The organism is Allocoprococcus comes (genome assembly GCF_013300725.1).
In the GTDB taxonomy this organism is placed as follows: Bacteria; Bacillota; Clostridia; order Lachnospirales; family Lachnospiraceae; genus Allocoprococcus; species Allocoprococcus comes_A.
On the sequence record NZ_JAAIMM010000023.1, the window covers coordinates 19,668 to 37,735 of the forward strand.

General features: G+C 43.2%; 17 protein-coding genes and 1 riboswitch. All 17 genes read left to right on the forward strand.

Translation table 11 applies throughout. The annotated features are described in order from the left end of the window. Positions 1-11: 11 nt before the first annotated feature. The gene (gene era, locus G4407_RS12050) at positions 12-908 is read left to right on the forward strand and encodes a GTPase Era (RefSeq protein ID WP_173689090.1); all 897 of its coding nucleotides are present in this window, start codon (positions 12-14) and stop codon (positions 906-908) included. 116 nt (positions 909-1,024) lie between these two features. Next, on the forward strand, positions 1,025-1,195 hold the full coding sequence (locus tag G4407_RS12055; protein ID WP_173689091.1) for a hypothetical protein: 171 nt from the start codon (positions 1,025-1,027) through the stop codon (positions 1,193-1,195). Further along, entirely contained in the window at positions 1,140-1,892 is a 753-nt protein-coding gene (gene recO / locus G4407_RS12060) for a DNA repair protein RecO (protein WP_173689092.1), read from the forward strand. The genes G4407_RS12055 and recO overlap by 56 nt, the downstream gene beginning before the upstream one ends. A gap of 178 nt (positions 1,893-2,070) precedes the next feature. Continuing rightward, positions 2,071-3,462 (forward strand): glycine--tRNA ligase, encoded by a 1,392-nt coding sequence (locus tag G4407_RS12065; RefSeq protein WP_173689093.1) that lies wholly within the window; start codon positions 2,071-2,073, stop codon positions 3,460-3,462. Positions 3,463-3,918: 456 nt separating this feature from the next. Then, positions 3,919-4,031: riboswitch (glycine riboswitch) on the forward strand. 264 nt (positions 4,032-4,295) lie between these two features. Beyond that, positions 4,296-5,543, forward strand: coding sequence for a serine hydroxymethyltransferase (locus G4407_RS12070; protein WP_173689094.1), 1,248 nt, complete (start codon positions 4,296-4,298; stop codon positions 5,541-5,543). A 12-nt stretch (positions 5,544-5,555) separates the two neighbouring features. Beyond that, on the forward strand, positions 5,556-6,644 hold the full coding sequence (gene gcvT, locus G4407_RS12075) for a glycine cleavage system aminomethyltransferase GcvT (protein ID WP_173689095.1): 1,089 nt from the start codon (positions 5,556-5,558) through the stop codon (positions 6,642-6,644). A 103-nt stretch (positions 6,645-6,747) separates the two neighbouring features. Further along, positions 6,748-7,125, forward strand: a complete 378-nt coding sequence (gene gcvH, locus G4407_RS12080; protein ID WP_173689096.1) for a glycine cleavage system protein GcvH — start codon at positions 6,748-6,750, stop codon at positions 7,123-7,125. 24 nt (positions 7,126-7,149) lie between these two features. Further along, entirely contained in the window at positions 7,150-8,463 is a 1,314-nt protein-coding gene (gene gcvPA, locus G4407_RS12085) for an aminomethyl-transferring glycine dehydrogenase subunit GcvPA (protein WP_173689097.1), read from the forward strand. Beyond that, entirely contained in the window at positions 8,463-9,893 is a 1,431-nt protein-coding gene (gene gcvPB, locus G4407_RS12090) for an aminomethyl-transferring glycine dehydrogenase subunit GcvPB (RefSeq protein WP_173689098.1), read from the forward strand. Before gcvPA ends, gcvPB begins: the two co-directional genes overlap by 1 nt. A 30-nt stretch (positions 9,894-9,923) precedes the next feature. Continuing rightward, a complete protein-coding gene (locus G4407_RS12095) occupies positions 9,924-10,922 on the forward strand; it encodes a lipoate--protein ligase (RefSeq protein ID WP_118217581.1) in 999 nt (332 codons plus the stop codon). A gap of 14 nt (positions 10,923-10,936) precedes the next feature. Beyond that, positions 10,937-12,340 carry a dihydrolipoyl dehydrogenase gene (gene lpdA, locus G4407_RS12100; protein WP_173689099.1) on the forward strand — a complete coding sequence of 468 codons (1,404 nt, stop codon included), beginning with the start codon at positions 10,937-10,939 and terminating at the stop codon, positions 12,338-12,340. An 80-nt stretch (positions 12,341-12,420) separates the two neighbouring features. Further along, positions 12,421-13,710: a bifunctional folylpolyglutamate synthase/dihydrofolate synthase gene (locus G4407_RS12105; RefSeq protein WP_173689100.1), complete on the forward strand. Its 1,290-nt coding sequence runs from the start codon at positions 12,421-12,423 to the stop codon at positions 13,708-13,710. 25 nt (positions 13,711-13,735) lie between these two features. After that, positions 13,736-14,290 carry a GTP cyclohydrolase I FolE gene (gene folE / locus G4407_RS12110; RefSeq protein ID WP_173689101.1) on the forward strand — a complete coding sequence of 185 codons (555 nt, stop codon included), beginning with the start codon at positions 13,736-13,738 and terminating at the stop codon, positions 14,288-14,290. A gap of 4 nt (positions 14,291-14,294) precedes the next feature. Beyond that, positions 14,295-14,831: an HD domain-containing protein gene (locus G4407_RS12115; protein WP_173689102.1), complete on the forward strand. Its 537-nt coding sequence runs from the start codon at positions 14,295-14,297 to the stop codon at positions 14,829-14,831. Positions 14,832-14,847: 16 nt separating this feature from the next. Next, on the forward strand, positions 14,848-15,657 hold the full coding sequence (gene folP / locus G4407_RS12120) for a dihydropteroate synthase (RefSeq protein WP_173689103.1): 810 nt from the start codon (positions 14,848-14,850) through the stop codon (positions 15,655-15,657). Between the two features lie 13 nt (positions 15,658-15,670). Then, positions 15,671-16,492: a 2-amino-4-hydroxy-6-hydroxymethyldihydropteridine diphosphokinase gene (gene folK / locus G4407_RS12125; RefSeq protein WP_173689104.1), complete on the forward strand. Its 822-nt coding sequence runs from the start codon at positions 15,671-15,673 to the stop codon at positions 16,490-16,492. 71 nt (positions 16,493-16,563) lie between these two features. Further along, complete coding sequence (locus G4407_RS12130) at positions 16,564-17,964, forward strand: aminopeptidase (RefSeq protein WP_173689105.1); 1,401 nt, start codon at positions 16,564-16,566, stop codon at positions 17,962-17,964. The last annotated feature ends 104 nt before the right edge of the window (positions 17,965-18,068 follow it).

Below are 18,068 nucleotides of genomic sequence, written 5' to 3' on the forward strand. Positions count from 1 at the left end.
AAGGAGAATGCATGAGAGCAGATTTTAAATCAGGATTTGTAACTTTGATCGGAAGACCGAACGTGGGAAAATCCACCCTTATGAACTATCTGATCGGTCAGAAGATTGCAATTACATCGAATAAACCGCAGACCACCAGAAACCGGATCCAGACGGTGCTTACGACCGAGGAAGGACAGATTGTATTTGTTGATACACCGGGAATCCATAAGGCGAAGAACAAGCTTGGAACCTACATGGTAAATGTGGCAGAGCGCACTTTAAATGAAGTGGATGTGGTGCTGTGGCTGGTTGAGCCGAGTACCTTTATCGGAGCCGGAGAGCAGCACATTGTGCAGCAGCTCGGAAAGGTGACAACTCCGGTCGTGCTGGTCATCAACAAAGCAGATACTGTGAAGAAGGAAGACATCCTTCCGTGTATCGCAAAATACAACGAAGTATACCAGTTTGCAGATATCGTTCCGGTATCTGCAAGAACCGGTGAAAATACGGACGAGCTTTTAAAGGTCATTATGAAATATCTTCCGTATGGACCGCAGTTTTATGATGAAGATACCATTACCGACCAGCCGGAAAGGCAGATCGTGGCAGAGCTGATCCGTGAGAAAGCACTGCATTGTCTGAATGAAGAAATCCCGCACGGAATCGCGGTATCGATCGAGAAGATGAAGGCACGTAAAAAAGTGATGGACATTGAAGCAACGATCATCTGTGAGCGAGACTCCCACAAGGGAATCATCATCGGTAAACAGGGATCCATGCTGAAAAAGATCGGCAGCACGGCAAGATATGAGATCGAGCAGATGCTCGGATGTAAGGTAAATCTCCAGCTTTGGGTAAAAGTAAAGAAAGACTGGAGAGACAGTGATTTTCTGATCAAGAACTTCGGATATAGAGAAGACGAGTAAAAAATGTCAAGGTGTTTCTCTGAAAAACAGCTGGCAGATATTACGCAGTATAGCATCTGAGAATATGGGAGAACCTAATCTTAAAAGGCATAAGAAAAAGATGAGGTGACCGAAGGATGAATCAGGAATACTGGGATCGGTTTGCAAGGACAGGACGGGTGGAGGATTATCTCTCCTACCGGGAAAAGGAAGTCTGCAAAGCGAAAACGGAGAAATACGGGGACAAATGCAGTGAATCAGTTAACAGCAATGACAGGGATGATTCTGTCGGCAGCACCGATCGGTGAATATGATAAAAGAGTCGTGATCCTGACAAAAGAAAAAGGGAAAATATCAGCGTTTGCAAAAGGAGCAAGACGACCGAACAGTCCGCTTGCAGGGGCATGTACGCCTTGTAATTTCGGGAAATTCATGCTGTATGAAGGAAGAAATTCCAACACCCTCCAGTCGGCAGAGATCGAGAATTATTTTGCAGAGCTCCGCACGGATGTGGAAGCGGCATACTATGCATTTTATTTTCTCGAATTTGCAGATTTTTATACAAGGGAAGCTAATGACGAGAGGGAAATGCTGAAGCTTCTTTATCAGACGATGCGCGTGCTGACGAAAAAGATCATTCCATTTGAGCTGGTACGCTACATATTTGAACTGAAGGCACTCAGTGTCAGCGGGGAAGGACCGCAGGTATTTCAGTGTGTCAGATGCGGGAACAGGGAACGTCCCTGTGTGTTCAGTGTGAAGGAGGGCGGTCTGGTCTGCAGTGAATGTGGTCAGAATGTCTATGACGGAATGCGGCTGAATACGTCTACCCTTTATGCCATGCAGTTCATTGTCGGGACACCGGTGGAAAAGCTCTATACCTTTACCTTAAGCGATGAAGTTTTAAAGGAACTGGGAAAGGTAATGGGGCGTTATCTGGATGTATACGTGGATCACAGATTCAAGTCGCTTGAGATTCTGGAGCAGCTCACAGGGCTGAAATAACCGGAAAATTGTATATTAGATTAGAAAATAAAGACAAATTTGGCGAAAATTAGCAGGATAAGCTTGCAAAACCTATATGCAGTAGGTATAATAGGTGAATCAGAGAGGAATAAATGTTATCGCGATAAGTAGCGTTGTTCTTCTAACGAAAAATAAAAAGAATGCGAGGATTAGTGTTATGGTAGAAAAGACAATGGACAAAATTGTAGCTTTGGCAAAATCAAGAGGCTTTGTATATCCGGGGTCTGAAATCTACGGTGGGCTTGCAAATACATGGGATTATGGTAACCTGGGTGTTGAACTTAAGAACAACGTAAAGAGAGCATGGTGGAAGAAATTTATTCAGGAGAATCCGTACAACGTAGGTGTTGACTGTGCGATCCTGATGAATCCGCAGACATGGATCGCTTCCGGACATCTGGGAGGATTCAGTGATCCGCTGATGGACTGTAAGGAATGTCACGAACGTTTCCGTGCAGATAAGATCATTGAAGATTATGCACATGAGCATGGAATTGATATTCCGGACAGCATTGACGGATGGTCACATGAAGAGATGGAAGGATTTATCAAAGAACATGAAGTTCCGTGTCCGACCTGCGGAAAACATAATTTCACAGAGATCCGTGAATTTAACCTGATGTTCAAGACTTTCCAGGGTGTAACAGAAGATGCAAAGAACGTTGTTTACCTTCGTCCTGAGACTGCACAGGGAATCTTCGTAAACTTTAAGAATGTACAGAGAACTTCAAGAAAGAAGCTTCCATTTGGTATTGGTCAGATCGGTAAATCATTCCGTAACGAGATCACACCGGGTAACTTTACATTCCGTACCCGTGAGTTTGAACAGATGGAGCTTGAATTCTTCTGCAAACCGGATACAGACCTTGAATGGTTTGCTTACTGGAAGAAATTCTGTCTCGATTGGCTGTTCTCTCTTGGACTTAAGGATGAGGAGGTCCGTTACAGAGATCATGACAAAGAAGAGCTTTCTTTCTACAGCAAGGCTACAACAGACGTAGAATTCCTCTTCCCATTCGGATGGGGCGAGCTGTGGGGAATCGCAGACAGAACCGATTATGACCTGACACAGCATCAGAATGTATCCGGACAGGATCTGACTTACTTTGATGATGAGACCAATGAAAAATACATTCCATACGTTATCGAGCCATCACTTGGTGCTGACCGTGTGGTACTTGCGTTCCTTTGCGCAGCATATGATGAGGAAGAACTGGAAGACGGTTCTACACGTACCGTTATGCACTTCCATCCGGAACTTGCACCGATTAAGATCGGTGTGCTTCCGCTTTCCAAGAAGCTGAACGAAGGTGCTGAGAAGGTTTATGCAATGCTTAGCAAATACTACAACTGCGAATTCGATGACAGAGGAAATATCGGTAAGAGATATCGCCGTCAGGATGAGATCGGAACACCGTTCTGCGTAACTTATGACTTCGATTCTGAAGAAGACGGAGCAGTTACTGTTCGTGACCGTGATACGATGCAGCAGGAAAGAATTAAAATTGAAGATCTCAAAGCATACTTTGAGAAGAAATTTGAGTGGTAGAGATTTGAAAAGATCCGGATTTCCCTGGTTTGGGAAGTCCGGATCTTTTTGTGCGAAAAAGTTTGTTGGGGAAGTTGTGAGACAAATGGAAGTAGTCAAATTTTTTGATGGATGGGAAAAAGCGGTATGACAGGTTGATGTGGTGAAGCAATGAAAGATAGATTTTCTGAATAAGTGATATTTATGTAGAGGCTTGAAAAATTTGGAATAAAAATGGTAGATACTAGGGAGTGTAATCGTGATAGGTTGGCTAGAATGCGTGGATTTTGAGAAAAAAATTTAATTTGTGAAAATAGACAAAGAGAATGGATGATACAGTTAAAAAATAGTCAATAAAAACGATGATTATAGAGCGAAGCTATTAAATATTCTGACAAATAATAAACAATAAAGAAAATTATTTAACGCTTGACTAATTGTGACGACAATTATATAATGTGTTTAAGTTAAGGTTGGATGATGAATATGTGAGATACTTGTTGTACAGACGGCGCGCACCGTTATTTAATGTACAGCATGAGCCGAAGGGGCAGGCAGAAACTCTCAGGCAAAAGGAACATATTCGGACAACACTCTGGAGAACAATATATATGTATTGTACCGAAGAAGTAGTCTGGACTATATAGCGCAAAAGTCCAGGTGATCTTTCAGGTGAACGGACAGAGGCAGACAAAAAAGGATTCAATGACGAAAACTTTTTTGCCTGTTTTTTTTGTACCCTAAAAAGCGGAATATTCAGAAAAATATAGATACAAATGATAAAATTCTGAATTTAACACACCGAAAAGGGAGCAAAAAAGACAAGGTAGTTGGTTCTAAGGAGGTAAAAGAGAATGAACAGAATTGAAGATGTAACAAATTACATTACTGAATGTGATGAAGAAGTAGGAAAAGCGCTGCAGTTAGAACTTGGCCGTCAGCGCAGAAACCTTGAACTGATCGCATCAGAGAATATCGTAAGCCCGGCAGTTATGCTTGCGATGGGAACTGTACCGACAAACAAGTATGCAGAAGGTTATCCGGGAAAACGTTATTATGGTGGATGCGAGGATGTAGATATTCTTGAAAATCTTGCAATCGAACGTGCAAAGAAATTATTTGGATGTGATCATGTATGTGTACAGCCACATTCAGGAGCAAATGCGAATACAGCTGTATATCAGGCGCTGATCAAACCAGGCGATACAGTTATGGGATTGAACCTGGCACACGGCGGACATCTTACACATGGTTCACCGGTAAATCTTTCCGGTATCCTTTACAATTTCGTACCTTACAATGTCAATGATGACGGTGTTCTGGATTACGATGCAATCAGAAAGCTTGCTCATGAATGTAAACCGAAGATGATCGTAGCAGGAGCTTCGGCTTATCCAAGAGAGATCCGTTTTGATATTTTTGCAGATATCGCAAAAGAAGTTGGAGCTTATCTTTTCGTAGATATGGCACACATTGCAGGTCTTGTTGCAGCAGGACTTCACCAGAGCCCGGTTCCTTATGCTGATGTAGTTACAACAACAACACATAAGACACTCAGAGGACCTCGTGGTGGAATGATCATGTGCAAAGAAGAATATGCAAAAGCGATCAACAAAGCAATCTTCCCGGGAACACAGGGCGGACCTCTGATGCACATTATCGCAGCAAAAGCTGTATGCTTCGGAGAAGCCTTAAAACCGGAATTCAAAACCTATCAGGAACAGGTTGTCAAGAATGCAAAAGCACTTGCAGAAGCCATGGTTGAAGAAGGATTCAACCTTGTCAGCGGTGGAACAGACAACCATCTGATCCTTGTAGATCTTCAGAACATGAACATCACAGGAAAAGAACTTCAGAACAGACTAGATGAAGTTTACATCACAGTTAATAAGAATGCAGTTCCGAATGATCCTGCAAGCCCGTTTGTAACCAGTGGAGTTCGTATCGGAACACCGGCTGTTACAACAAGAGGTCTGAAAGAAGAAGATATGAAGACCATCGCAAAATTAATCAAGATGACCATTACAGACTTTGATACCAAAGCAGATGAAATCCGTGCTGAAGTTACAAAGATCTGCGATAAATATCCACTTTATCAATAGGAGGAAAGAAAGATGGAATTAAAGACACCACTCTATGAGGCTCATGTAAAAGCAGGTGGAAAGATCGTACCGTTTGCCGGATACCTTCTTCCGGTTCAGTATGAGACAGGCGTGATCAAAGAGCATATGGCAGTTCGTACCCAGGCTGGACTTTTTGATGTATCTCATATGGGTGAAATCCTTTGTGAAGGAAAAGATGCTCTTGCCAATCTGCAGCACATCCTTACAAACGATTTTACAAATATGGTAGACGGACAGGCAAGATACAGCCCGATGTGTAATGAGAACGGCGGAACCGTTGATGACCTGATCGTATATAAAAAATCAGATGACCACTATTTTATCGTAGTAAATGCAGCAAACAAAGATAAAGATTATCAGTGGATGCTTGCACATCAGTCAGGAGAGGTTACATTTACAGATGTATCCGATCAGTATGGACAGATCGCCCTTCAGGGACCGAAAGCGATGGAAATCTTAAGAAAACTTACAACAGAGGAAAATATTCCGAAGAAATATTATCATGCAGTATTTGACGCAGAAGTTGCCGGAATGCCTTGCATCGTATCCAAGACAGGATATACCGGTGAAGATGGAGTAGAAATCTACCTGGCAAGTGATCTTGCAGAAAAGATGTGGGAGACACTTCTTGAAGCAGGAAAAGAAGAGGGACTGATCCCTTGTGGACTTGGTGCACGTGATACACTTCGTATGGAAGCTGCAATGCCTCTTTACGGACATGAAATGGATGATGAAGTATCACCTCTTGAAACAGGCCTGAACTTCGGTGTTAAGATGAAAAAAGACGAATTCATCGGAAAGAAAGCCATGGAAGACAGAGGAACACCAAAGATCGAAAGAATTGGTCTTAAAGTAACAGGAAGAGGAATCATCCGTGAACATCAGGATCTGTATGTTGGAGATCAGAAGATCGGACATACAACATCCGGAACACATTGTCCTTATCTTGGATATCCGATCGCTATGGCACTTGTTGATGCCGGAAGCGTAGCAGTTGGTGACAAGGTAGAAGCTGATGTACGTGGAAGAAGAGTGGAAGCAGAAGTTGTGCAGCTTCCGTTCTATAAGAGAGCAAAATAAAAAAATAATAACGAAAACAGATTAACAGGCCGGTCGCGGAAAAAGCGATAGAGAGTGTTTGGAAAAGGCGGCCGGCAGTTGAAAAGAAAAGGAGATTAAAATCATGGAAGTTAGAGCAGAATTAAAATATACAAAATCACACGAATGGGTAAAAGAAGAAGGCGGAGTCTGGACAATTGGTCTTACAGATTATGCACAGTCAGCACTCGGTGATCTCGTATTCGTAAATCTTCCGGAAGTTGGAGACAGCGTAGAGGCCGGAGAAGTATTTGGAGATGTTGAATCTGTAAAAGCGGTATCAGATGTATATTCACCGGTAACAGGAGAAGTTGAAGAAATCAACGAAGAACTTCTTGACGCACCGGAAACGATCAATGGCGCTCCATATGATGCATGGTTCATCAAAGTAAAAGATGTATCCGGAACAGAGGAACTTCTTTCAGCAGAAGAATATGAGGCATTTGTAGCAAGTGAAGAATAATCAGGGAAAGGCGGTGGACCATTCATGGGAAGCTATGTACCGAATACAAAAGAGCAGCGTCAGGAAATGCTGAAAGAGATTGGGTTTCAGTCAATTGACGATCTGTTCGCACACATTCCGGCAGAAGTAAAGATCCAGGGCGGTCTTAATATTCCGGAAGGAAAAACAGAATTAGAAGTACGTCGTGATATGGAAAATATTGCTGCAAAGAATCAGATCTTTAAGACGATTTTCCGCGGCGCAGGTGCTTACCGGCATTTTATTCCGGCAACAGTAAAGAGCGTGATTTCAAAAGAAAATTTGTTAACTGCATATACTCCTTATCAGGCAGAGATCAGCCAGGGAATCCTGCAGTCGATCTTTGAATATCAGACCATGATCTGTGATCTGACAGGAATGGATATTTCCAATGCCTGCGTATACGATGGCGCAGAAGCATCCGCAGAAGGTGTGGCAATGTGTCGTGACAGAAAGCGCAGCAAAGCACTTGTTTCAGCTACCGTGAATCCATATGTTCTTGAGACGATCAAAACATACTGCTTCGGAAATGAAATGGAAGTAGAAGTGATTCCGGAAAAAGACGGACTTACAGATATTGAATATCTGAAGGAACATGTAGATGCACAGACAGCATGTGTACTGATCCAGCATCCGAACTATTACGGTAATCTGGAAGAAGCAGCCGAGATTGGTGAGATCACACATGGAGCAGGGGCAAAATATGTAATGAATGTCAATCCGATTTCTCTCGGTGTAGTAAAGACACCGGCAGAATATGGAGCTGATGTGGCAGTTGGCGAAGGACAGCCACTTGGACTTTCTATTGCATTCGGCGGACCATATCTTGGATTTATGGCTGCAACACAGAAGATGATGAGAAATCTTCCTGGACGTATCGTTGGACAGACAGAAGACCACAATGGAAAGAAAGGTTATGTACTTACTCTTCAGGCAAGAGAACAGCATATCCGTCGTGAAAAAGCATCCAGCAATATCTGCTCAAACCAGGCACTTTGCGCACTTGCAGTAGGCGTTTATCTGGCAACAATGGGCAATGAAGGAATTAAGAAAGCAGCAACACTTTCAACTTCAAAAGCACATTATCTTTCAGCAGAACTTGCAAAGGTTGGATACCAGACCGAGAACAAAGGAGAATTTTTCCATGAATTCGTAACTGTATCAGAGGTTCCGGTCGCAAAAGCACTTGCAGCACTTGAGGAAAAAGGAATCCTTGGAGGATTTCCGCTTGATGAACACAGAATTCTGTGGTGCTGTACAGAAGTGAATACCAAAGAAGAGATGGACGCAGTTGTTCAGATTCTGAAGGAGGTGCAGTAATGTTAATATTTGAAAAAAGCAGACCTGGAAGAGGTTGCGATTTACTGCCAGAATGCGATGTAGAAGTAACACTTCCACAGGAAAAAGATAAAAGAGAGAAAAAACTTCATCTGCCAGAGCTTTCTGAGATTGAACTGAGCAGACATTATACAGAGCTTGCAAAGAAATCACATGGTGTGAATGATGGTTTCTATCCACTCGGATCTTGTACAATGAAATACAATCCGAAGATCAATGAAGATATGGCAGCACTTCCGGGATTCACAGAGATCCATCCACTGCAGCCGGCACATACGGTACAGGGATGCCTGGAAGTCATCAAAGAATCTGAAAATCTGCTCTGCGAGATCACGGGTATGGATCGTATGACATTCCAGCCGGCAGCCGGTGCTCACGGAGAATTTACAGGGCTTCTTCTGATCAAAGCATATCATAAGAGCCGTGGAGACGAAAAGAGAAAGAAAATCATCGTTCCGGACTCTGCACATGGAACCAACCCGGCAAGTGCGGCAATGGCAGGATTCCAGGTAGTCAGCATTGAATCTGCACCGGATGGTGGTGTTGATCTTGAAAAATTACAGGAAGTATGCGGAGAGGATACAGCAGGACTTATGCTTACCAATCCAAATACGGTAGGACTTTTTGATAAGAATATCCTGAAAATCACGGAGATCGTTCATAACTGCGGCGGACTTTGCTATTATGACGGAGCAAACTTAAACGCAGTTATGGGAACTGTTCGCCCTGGAGATATGGGATTTGATGTGATCCATCTGAATCTTCACAAAACCTTCTCAACTCCGCACGGTGGCGGTGGTCCTGGAAGCGGACCTGTTGGATGCAAGAGCATGCTGGTTCCGTTCCTTCCATCTTATGTAGTAGATGGGGAAGAAGAACTGAAATTTGTAAAAGAACCACAGAGCATCGGTGAGATGAAGAGCTTCTATGGAAACTTTACAGTCATCGTAAAAGCACTTACCTATGTGAAGACACTGGGACGCGAAGGTATTCCGGAAGCGAGCCGGAATGCAGTTTTGAATGCAAACTACATGATGAACAAACTGAAAGACCTTTATACAATGGCGTATGATGAGGTATGTATGCATGAATTCGTAATGAGTCTTGCAGATCTGAAAAAGAAAACAGGAATTTCTGCAATGGATATTGCAAAAGGACTTCTTGATAACGGTATCCATCCACCGACAATGTACTTCCCGCTGATCGTTGAGGAAGCACTGATGGTAGAGCCGACAGAGACAGAGTCCAAAGAAACTCTGGATGAAGCAGTAGAGGTATTACGCAAACTGTATGAAATCGCAGAAACAGATGCCGAACAGCTTCATCAGGCTCCTGTTACAACACCGGTTACAAGAATGGATGAGGTTGGAGCAGCAAGACATCCATATCTGCGATACGAATGGCAGGACTAATAAGTTATAGCTTAAAGCGAGGGAAAAACTATGATTGAAAAGATTACTTATATTGAAAGCAATCAGTTCAGTCCATATAGAAATCTTGCAGTGGAGGAGTATTTGCTCCTCCACTGCGAGGATAAAGAATGTATTCTTTATCTGTGGCAGAATCAGAATACAGTTGTTATCGGACGGAATCAAAATGCTTGGAAAGAATGTAGAACAACAAAGCTGGAAGAAGAAGGTGGTCATCTTGCCAGGCGTCTGTCAGGTGGCGGAGCTGTGTACCATGATCTGGGAAATATGAACTTCACATTTCTGATCAATAAAGAAGAATATGATCTGGACCGGCAGCTTCAGGTAATCATTGGAGCGATGGAGATCCTTGGATTGAAGGCTGAAAAATCCGGGCGTAACGATATCCTGATCGATGGAAAGAAATTCTCAGGAAATGCGTTTTATGAGCAGGAAAAACATTGCTATCACCATGGCACGATCATGGTAGGAGTAAACATGGAAACCTTATCCAGATATCTGACTGTATCAAAGGATAAACTGAAATCAAAGGGGGTTGATTCGGTAAAATCCAGAGTGACAAATTTAAGAGATTATCTTCCGGAGCTTACAATGGAAGAACTGAAGGTGGCACTTAAGCAGTCTTTTGAAAAGGTATACGGATTAAAGGTACGTGATAAAAAAATAGAAGACCTTGATACCGGAGTAATTGCAGAAAGAGAGAAATTTTTCTCTTCATGGAACTGGCTCTATGGCAGAAAAATTGATTTTCAGTATGAGCTTTCCCACCGTTTTGGATGGGGAGGGATTACACTTCAGTTTGCAGTAGAATCAGGAAAGATCAAGGATGCAATTGCATGGTCGGATGCACTGAATCCGGATTTCATACATACACTTCCAAAGTATCTGAAAGGACTGAAGTACAGAAAGGAAAGTATCTGTACGGAATTGGGGCTGTTCTGGTCAGATGATCCACAGGAAGAAGAGATGATGAAAGACATTATCGAATGGATTCAGGGCGAGGAACTGTAGGAGGATGAAATAAAATGAGCGAGAAGTTTGATGTAGTAGTAATTGGAGCCGGTCCGGGAGGATATGTGGCAGCAATCAAATCTGCGAAGCTTGGAATGAAGACCGCAGTGATCGAAGAGAGAGAAGTCGGGGGAACATGCCTGAACAGAGGATGTATTCCGGCAAAAGCAATGATTCATGCATCGACATTATATCGTGAAATCAAAGAAGCGGACCGCTTCGGAATTTCAGCATCAGATGTTACTTATGATTTTGAAAAAATTCTGGAATATAAGGAGCAGACAACCGGACAGCTTGTTCAGGGAGTAGAACAGCTCCTGCAGGCAAACGGCGTAACAAGATATTATGGAAAAGGCACACTTTTTGAGGGGAAAAAAGTTAAGATTACAGGGAATGAAGAACAGTCTGTCGAAGCAGAGAATATTATTCTGGCTTCTGGTTCCAAACCACTGATTCTTCCGATCCCGGGAATGGATCTTCCGAGAGTTCTGACAAGTGATGAACTCTTCAAGATGAGAGAAGTTCCAAAGAGTCTGGTTATCATCGGTGGCGGTGTGATCAGTGTAGAATTTGCTACCGTATATTCCGCACTTGGATCTAAGGTTACCATTCTTGAAGCAATGCCGCGTCTGGTTCCAAATATGGATAAAGAGATCGCACAGAACCTGAAACTGATCCTGAAGAAACGTGGCGTAGAAAGCCATACATCAGCAGCAGTACAGGGTGTGCATATGGAAGGGGATACCTGCGTATGTACCTTTGTCGAAAAAGAAAAAGAACAGACTGTAGAAGCAGAATATGTTCTGTGCGCAGTCGGAAGATGCCCGAATACCGACGGATTATTTGCAGAAGGTGCTGCTCCGGATATGGAAAGAGGACGTGTTCTTGTAAATGATAAATTCGAAAGCAGTATTCCGGGAGTCTATGCGATCGGTGATCTGATCTTTGGCGCACAGCTTGCCCATGCAGCAAGTGCACAGGGAATCGTTGTTGCAGAACAGCTGGCGGGAAAAGAACCTTCTGTGAATCTGGATGTGGTTCCGGGATGTGTTTATACAGATCCGGAAATCGCATCAGCAGGTATTACAGAAGATGCAGCCAAAGAACAGGGAATCAAAGTGAAGACTGGCAAATTTATCATGAGTGCCAATGGTAAATCTCTTATTACAAAAGAAGAAAGAGGATTTATCAAGATCGTGGCAGATGAAGAGACAGATGTGATTCTCGGAGCACAGATGATGTGTGCAAGAGCCACAGACATGATCGGTGAATTTGTAACTGCGATCGCAAATAAAATGACGGTTGCACAGCTTTTAAAGGGAATGCGTGCACATCCGACGTATAACGAAGGAATCGGAGAAGCCCTGGAAGAAGCAGAGGGTGGAGCGATCCACGTTGTACCAAAGAAAAAGAAATAGAACTGTACAGCAGTAAAGGAATATGATAAAATATTCAGATATCAGCATATGCTGAAAAGTACAAAAAGGAAAAGTAAATCATGTTATACGAAGAAGCAAGGGTATATTTGGATCATGTATCGAAATACGGAAGTGTACTTGGCTTAGATAGTATAAAGAGCTTATTGGGTGAGCTTGGGAATCCGCAGAAAGATTTGAAATTTATACATATAGCCGGGACTAATGGAAAAGGATCGATTCTCGCCGGACTATCCGGTATCCTGCAGCAGGCTGGATACCGGACCGGAAGATACTGTTCTCCGACCGTGATGGGATATATGGAACGATTTCAGGTTGATGGCCAATGGATGGCGGAGGACGAGCTCGCCCCTTTTGTATCTCAGGTGAAAGAGGCAGCAGAAAAAGTAGAAGAAAAAACGAATCTCACCGTAACTGTTTTCGAGATGGAAACGGCGATCGCATTTCTCTATTTCAGAGAAAAACAGTGTGATTATGTCGTTCTGGAAGCCGGAATGGGTGGGCTTCTTGATGCGACAAATGTAATAGATACTACTGTTCTGAGTATTTTTGCATCGATCAGTATGGATCATATTGGTGTACTTGGAAATACACTGGAAGAAATTGCGGAAAACAAAGCCGGGATTATAAAGCCATCCTGCCAGGCGGTGGTGACAGCACCGCAGAAACCGTCTGTGATCCGAATTTTACAGGAAAAGACAGAAGAATGTGGCTGCCAGATCCGGATTGCGCATCCGGAAAAGGCAAAAGTGAAAAGAGAATTGATGGATGGTCAGATTTTTTCTTATGAGGAGTATGAGGACATTCATCTGAATCTGATCGGAAGATATCAGATCGACAATGCAGTGACGGTATTGGAGGCTGTGAAAGCCCTGAATGAGAATGGAGCGGTTATTCCGGAGGATGCGGTAAGAGCAGGATTTGCAAAAGTAATCTGGCAGGGAAGATTCCAGGTTCTTGAAAGAGAACCGTTGATGATCGCAGATGGCGCACACAATCAGGATGCAGCGCTTAGGCTTGCAGAAAATGTGAGAACCTATCTTGCAGGAAGACGGATCATCGGAGTGATGGGTGTTTTTAAAGATAAAGAGTACCGGAAAATGGCAGAGATCATGGCACCGTATCTTACGAAAGTGTATACGATCGATCTCCCGAATCGGGAGCGGAGTCTGGCGAAAGAAGAACTGTGCAAAGTATTGGAAGAAAATGGAGTACAGGCAGAACCGGCAGAAGGAATCCGGGAGGCACTTACAGCAGCAAAAGCAGACTGTAAAAGGGATGAAGTGGTTCTGAGTTTTGGTTCCCTGTCTTATCTGGGGGATGTGATTCGGATTTGCAGGAAAAGGAAATAGACTGAGAAAAGAAAGAGAGAACATTATGGTAGATCATAAAAAAGTAGAACAGGCAATCCGGCTTTTGCTGGAAGGAATCGGTGAAGATCCTGACAGAGAAGGACTGGTTGAAACACCGGACCGGATTGCAAGAATGTATGAAGAAATCTGTGGCGGAATGAATGAGGATGCAGCGGAACACCTGAAAAAGACATTTACAGCAGAAAATAATGAAATGGTTGTGGAAAAAGATATTACATTCTATTCCATGTGCGAGCATCATATGCTGCCATTTTACGGCAAAGTTCATATTGCCTATATTCCGGATGGAAAGGTGGTGGGACTTAGCAAGCTTGCGCGGACTGTGGAAGTATTTGCGAGAAGACTTCAGCTTCAGGAACAGATGACAGCACAGATCGCGGATGCCCTGATGGAGAATCTTCGTCCAAAGGGAGTGATGGTACTTGCCGAGGCCGAGCATATGTGTATGACCATGCGTGGAATCAAAAAGCCGGGAAGCAAGACGGTCAGTGTTGTTACAAGAGGTGCATTTGAAGAGAATGAAAAACTGCAGAACATGTTTTTCCGTATGATAGGTTAGTGCGATGGAAATAAAACGAAAACTGGAAGAGCAGAGGAGGATGCAGAGAGTCTGGAGAATATATGAGCATCCTTTTTTTGAAGAGGGACTGGCAAAGAATAAAGATGCAGAAAAGGAAAGAAAATTCTGCCATCATGATATGAATCATTTTCTGGACGTGGGACGTCTGATGTATATTTTTTCGATGGAGCGTGGATATGCCCTTGGAAAAGAAGAGATTTATGCGGCGGCATTACTTCATGACATCGGGAAATGGCAGCAGTATAAGGCGGGAATCCCCCATGAAATAGCGAGTGCTGAAATTGCAAAAAGGATTCTGGAAGAGACTGGATTTACAAAGGAGGAGTCGGACAGGATTCTTTTTGCAATTTTAAGCCACCGGGGCAAAGCAGAAGAGACAGAAAATGCAGGGCAGGATAAGTGGCAGCTTGCAGAAATCCTTTATGATGCAGATAAGATTTCCCGTGCGTGTTATACGTGTCCGGCTGAGAAGGACTGTAACTGGAGCGGAGAAAAGAAGAATCAGAAAATCATCTGGTAGAAAACGAGGAATGAAAATGAGAATTGGAAATAAAGAATTTGACACAGCAAAACATACTTATATAATGGGAATCCTGAATGTGACACCGGATTCTTTTTCAGACGGGGGGAAGTGGAACGGTTATGATGCGGCAATGCGTCATGCAGAAGAGCTTTTAGAAGGCGGAACCGATATCCTGGATATCGGAGGTGAGTCCACAAGACCAGGACACCAGCAGATTACGTCAGAAGAAGAAATTACAAGAACTGCGCCGGTTATTGAGGCTGTCAAAAAGAATTTTGATGTGCCGGTTTCGATTGACACTTATAAAAGTGATGTGGCAGAGGCAGCACTTCAGGCAGGGGCAGATCTGGTAAATGATATCTGGGGATTCCAGTACGATGAAAAGATGGCAGGCCTTGTGAAAAAATATGATGCAGCATGCTGTCTGATGCATAATAAAAATGAGGCGGTGTACAAGGATTTCCTGAAGGATATGTATGCAGAATTGCAGAAGTGTGTAGATACTGCGAAAGCGGCTGGGATTGGAGATGACCGGATCATGCTGGATCCGGGGGTTGGATTTGGAAAGACCTACGAGATGAACCTGGATGTGATGAAGCATCTTGAGCTTTTTAACGGACTTGGATATCCGATGCTTCTTGGAACTTCCAGAAAATCCATGATCGGTCTGACACTGGATCTGCCGGTAACAGAAAGAGAAGAAGGAACTCTTGTCACGACCGTGATGGCAGTACAGAGCCATTATGGATTTGTGCGCGTTCATGATGCTGAGAAAAACCGCAGAGCGATCAAGATGACAGAAGTGATTCTGGCAAGAGAGTAAGCAGGAGAAAAAGATGGATCAGATAAAAATTGAAAACCTGGAAATATTTGCAAATCATGGGGTGTATCCGGAAGAAAACAGACTGGGACAGAAGTTTCTGGTTTCCTGTATTTTATATGTGAATACACGCAAGGCGGGAAAAACGGATGACTTGGAAGCGTCTGTGAATTACGGAACCATTTCCCATCTGATAAAAGAAAAGATGGAAGAGAAGAATTACAGGCTGATCGAAGCAGTAGCAGAGCAGCTTGCAGAAGAGATCTTATTATTTGATGAGAAGATCCGGAAAGTCATGGTGGAAGTAAAGAAACCATGGGCACCGGTAGGACTGCCGCTTGAGACGGTTTCCGTGAAGATTGAACGTGGCTGGAATGAAGCGTTTATCGCACTCGGATCGAATATGGGTGATAAGAAAAAATACATTGAGAATGCGGTAGAAGAGCTGAAAAAAGAAAGACTTTGCAGAGTCCTGAAGCTATCGAAGCTGATCGGAACCGAGCCATATGGCGTGACGGATCAGGATGAGTTCCTGAACGGGGCACTGAAAATGGAAACACTGCTTACCCCGCATGAGCTTCTGGAGCTGCTACACCGGATTGAGCAGGAAGCCGGAAGAAAGCGGATCCGCAGATGGGGACCGAGAACACTGGATCTGGACATCATTTTCTATGGGGATCAGATCATTGAAGAGGATGATTTATGTGTACCACATATCGATATGCAGAACAGGGAATTTGTGCTTGGACCAATGTGTGAGATCGCACCGCATAAACGGCATCCTGTTTTGAAGGAAACGATGACGGAAATGCTTGTAAAGTTAAAGGGTAATAATTGACTTATTATCGGGCGAGGATTATACTGAAAGTATTGTGGGGAATCCCAACTGAATTGAAGAGAGGTATAGAAATGGAAGAAAAAAAGAATCTCTGGAGCTCTTATGATGAAGCTGCCAAAAAAGAACTTCATGAAATCAATGAAAAGTACAAAGCCTGCCTGGATGCCGGAAAGACAGAGCGTGAATGCGTAAAGCTTGCGGTTGAGATGGCGAAAGAAGCAGGATATCAGGATATCAAAGATGTTCTGAAAGAAGGAAAGAGCCTGAAAGCAGGAGATAAAGTATATGCGGTATGCATGGAAAAAATGCTTGCCATGTTCCGTATGGGCGAAGAACCGCTTTCAAACGGTATGAATATCCTTGGAGCCCATATCGATTCACCACGTATTGATGTAAAACAGAATCCATTATATGAAAGTGAAGGAATGGCTTATCTGGATACACATTACTATGGCGGAATCAAAAAATACCAGTGGGTAACAGGACCGATGGCACTTCATGGTGTTGTTGCGAAAAAAGATGGAAGCGTAGAAGAGATCAGCATTGGGGAAAAAGAGTCTGATCCGGTATTTGTTATTACAGACCTTCTTGTTCATCTTGCAGCAAACCAGATGTCAAAGAAAGCAAGTGAAGTGATCGAAGGAGAAAAGCTGGATCTTCTGATTGGAAACAGCCCGCTTGATAAAGCGAAGGGACTTGATGAAGAAGAAAAAGAAACGATCAAGGCTAACGTACTTCATATTTTAAAAGAGAACTATGGAATCGAAGAAGAAGATTTTGCATCGGCTGAACTGGAAATTGTTCCGGCAGGAAAGGCAAGAGACTGTGGATTTGACAGAAGCATGATCCTTTCTTATGGACAGGATGACAGAGTCTGCGCATTTACTTCTCTGTTCGCTATGCTGGATGTGGAAAATGCAAAGCGTACAGGATGCTGTCTGTTAGTAGATAAAGAAGAGATCGGAAGCGTTGGAGCAACTGGAATGCATTCCCGTTTCTTTGAAAATACAGTTGCAGAGCTTGTTGCACTTACAGAAGGTGAATCTGAACTGAAGGTACGCCGTGCACTTGCTAATTCAAGAATGCTTTCTTCTGACGTAAGTGCTGCTTATGATCCGATGTTTGCAGAAGCATTTGAAAAAAGAAGTGCCGCTTTCTTTACAAAGGGACTTGCATTCAACAAGTTTACAGGAAGCCGCGGAAAGAGCGGATCCAATGATGCAAATGCAGAATATCTTGCAAGACTGCGCAAGGTGATGGACGATGCAGGTGTTACTTACCAGTTCGCAGAACTTGGTAAAGTCGATGTAGGCGGAGGCGGAACCATCGCATATATTATGGCAAATTATGGTATGGAAGTGATCGACAGCGGTGTTGCTGTACTTTCCATGCATGCACCTTATGAAGTCAGCAGCAAAGCTGATGTGTATGAAGCAGTAAAGGGATACAGAGCATTTCTTCTGAATATGTAAGAGATGAAAAGAACTCAGGCAAAACAAAGGATACAGTCCGGTTTTGCCTGAGCTTTTTTCTGATAATAACAAAATTTTTAGTATATAAAAGAAATTTAATTACG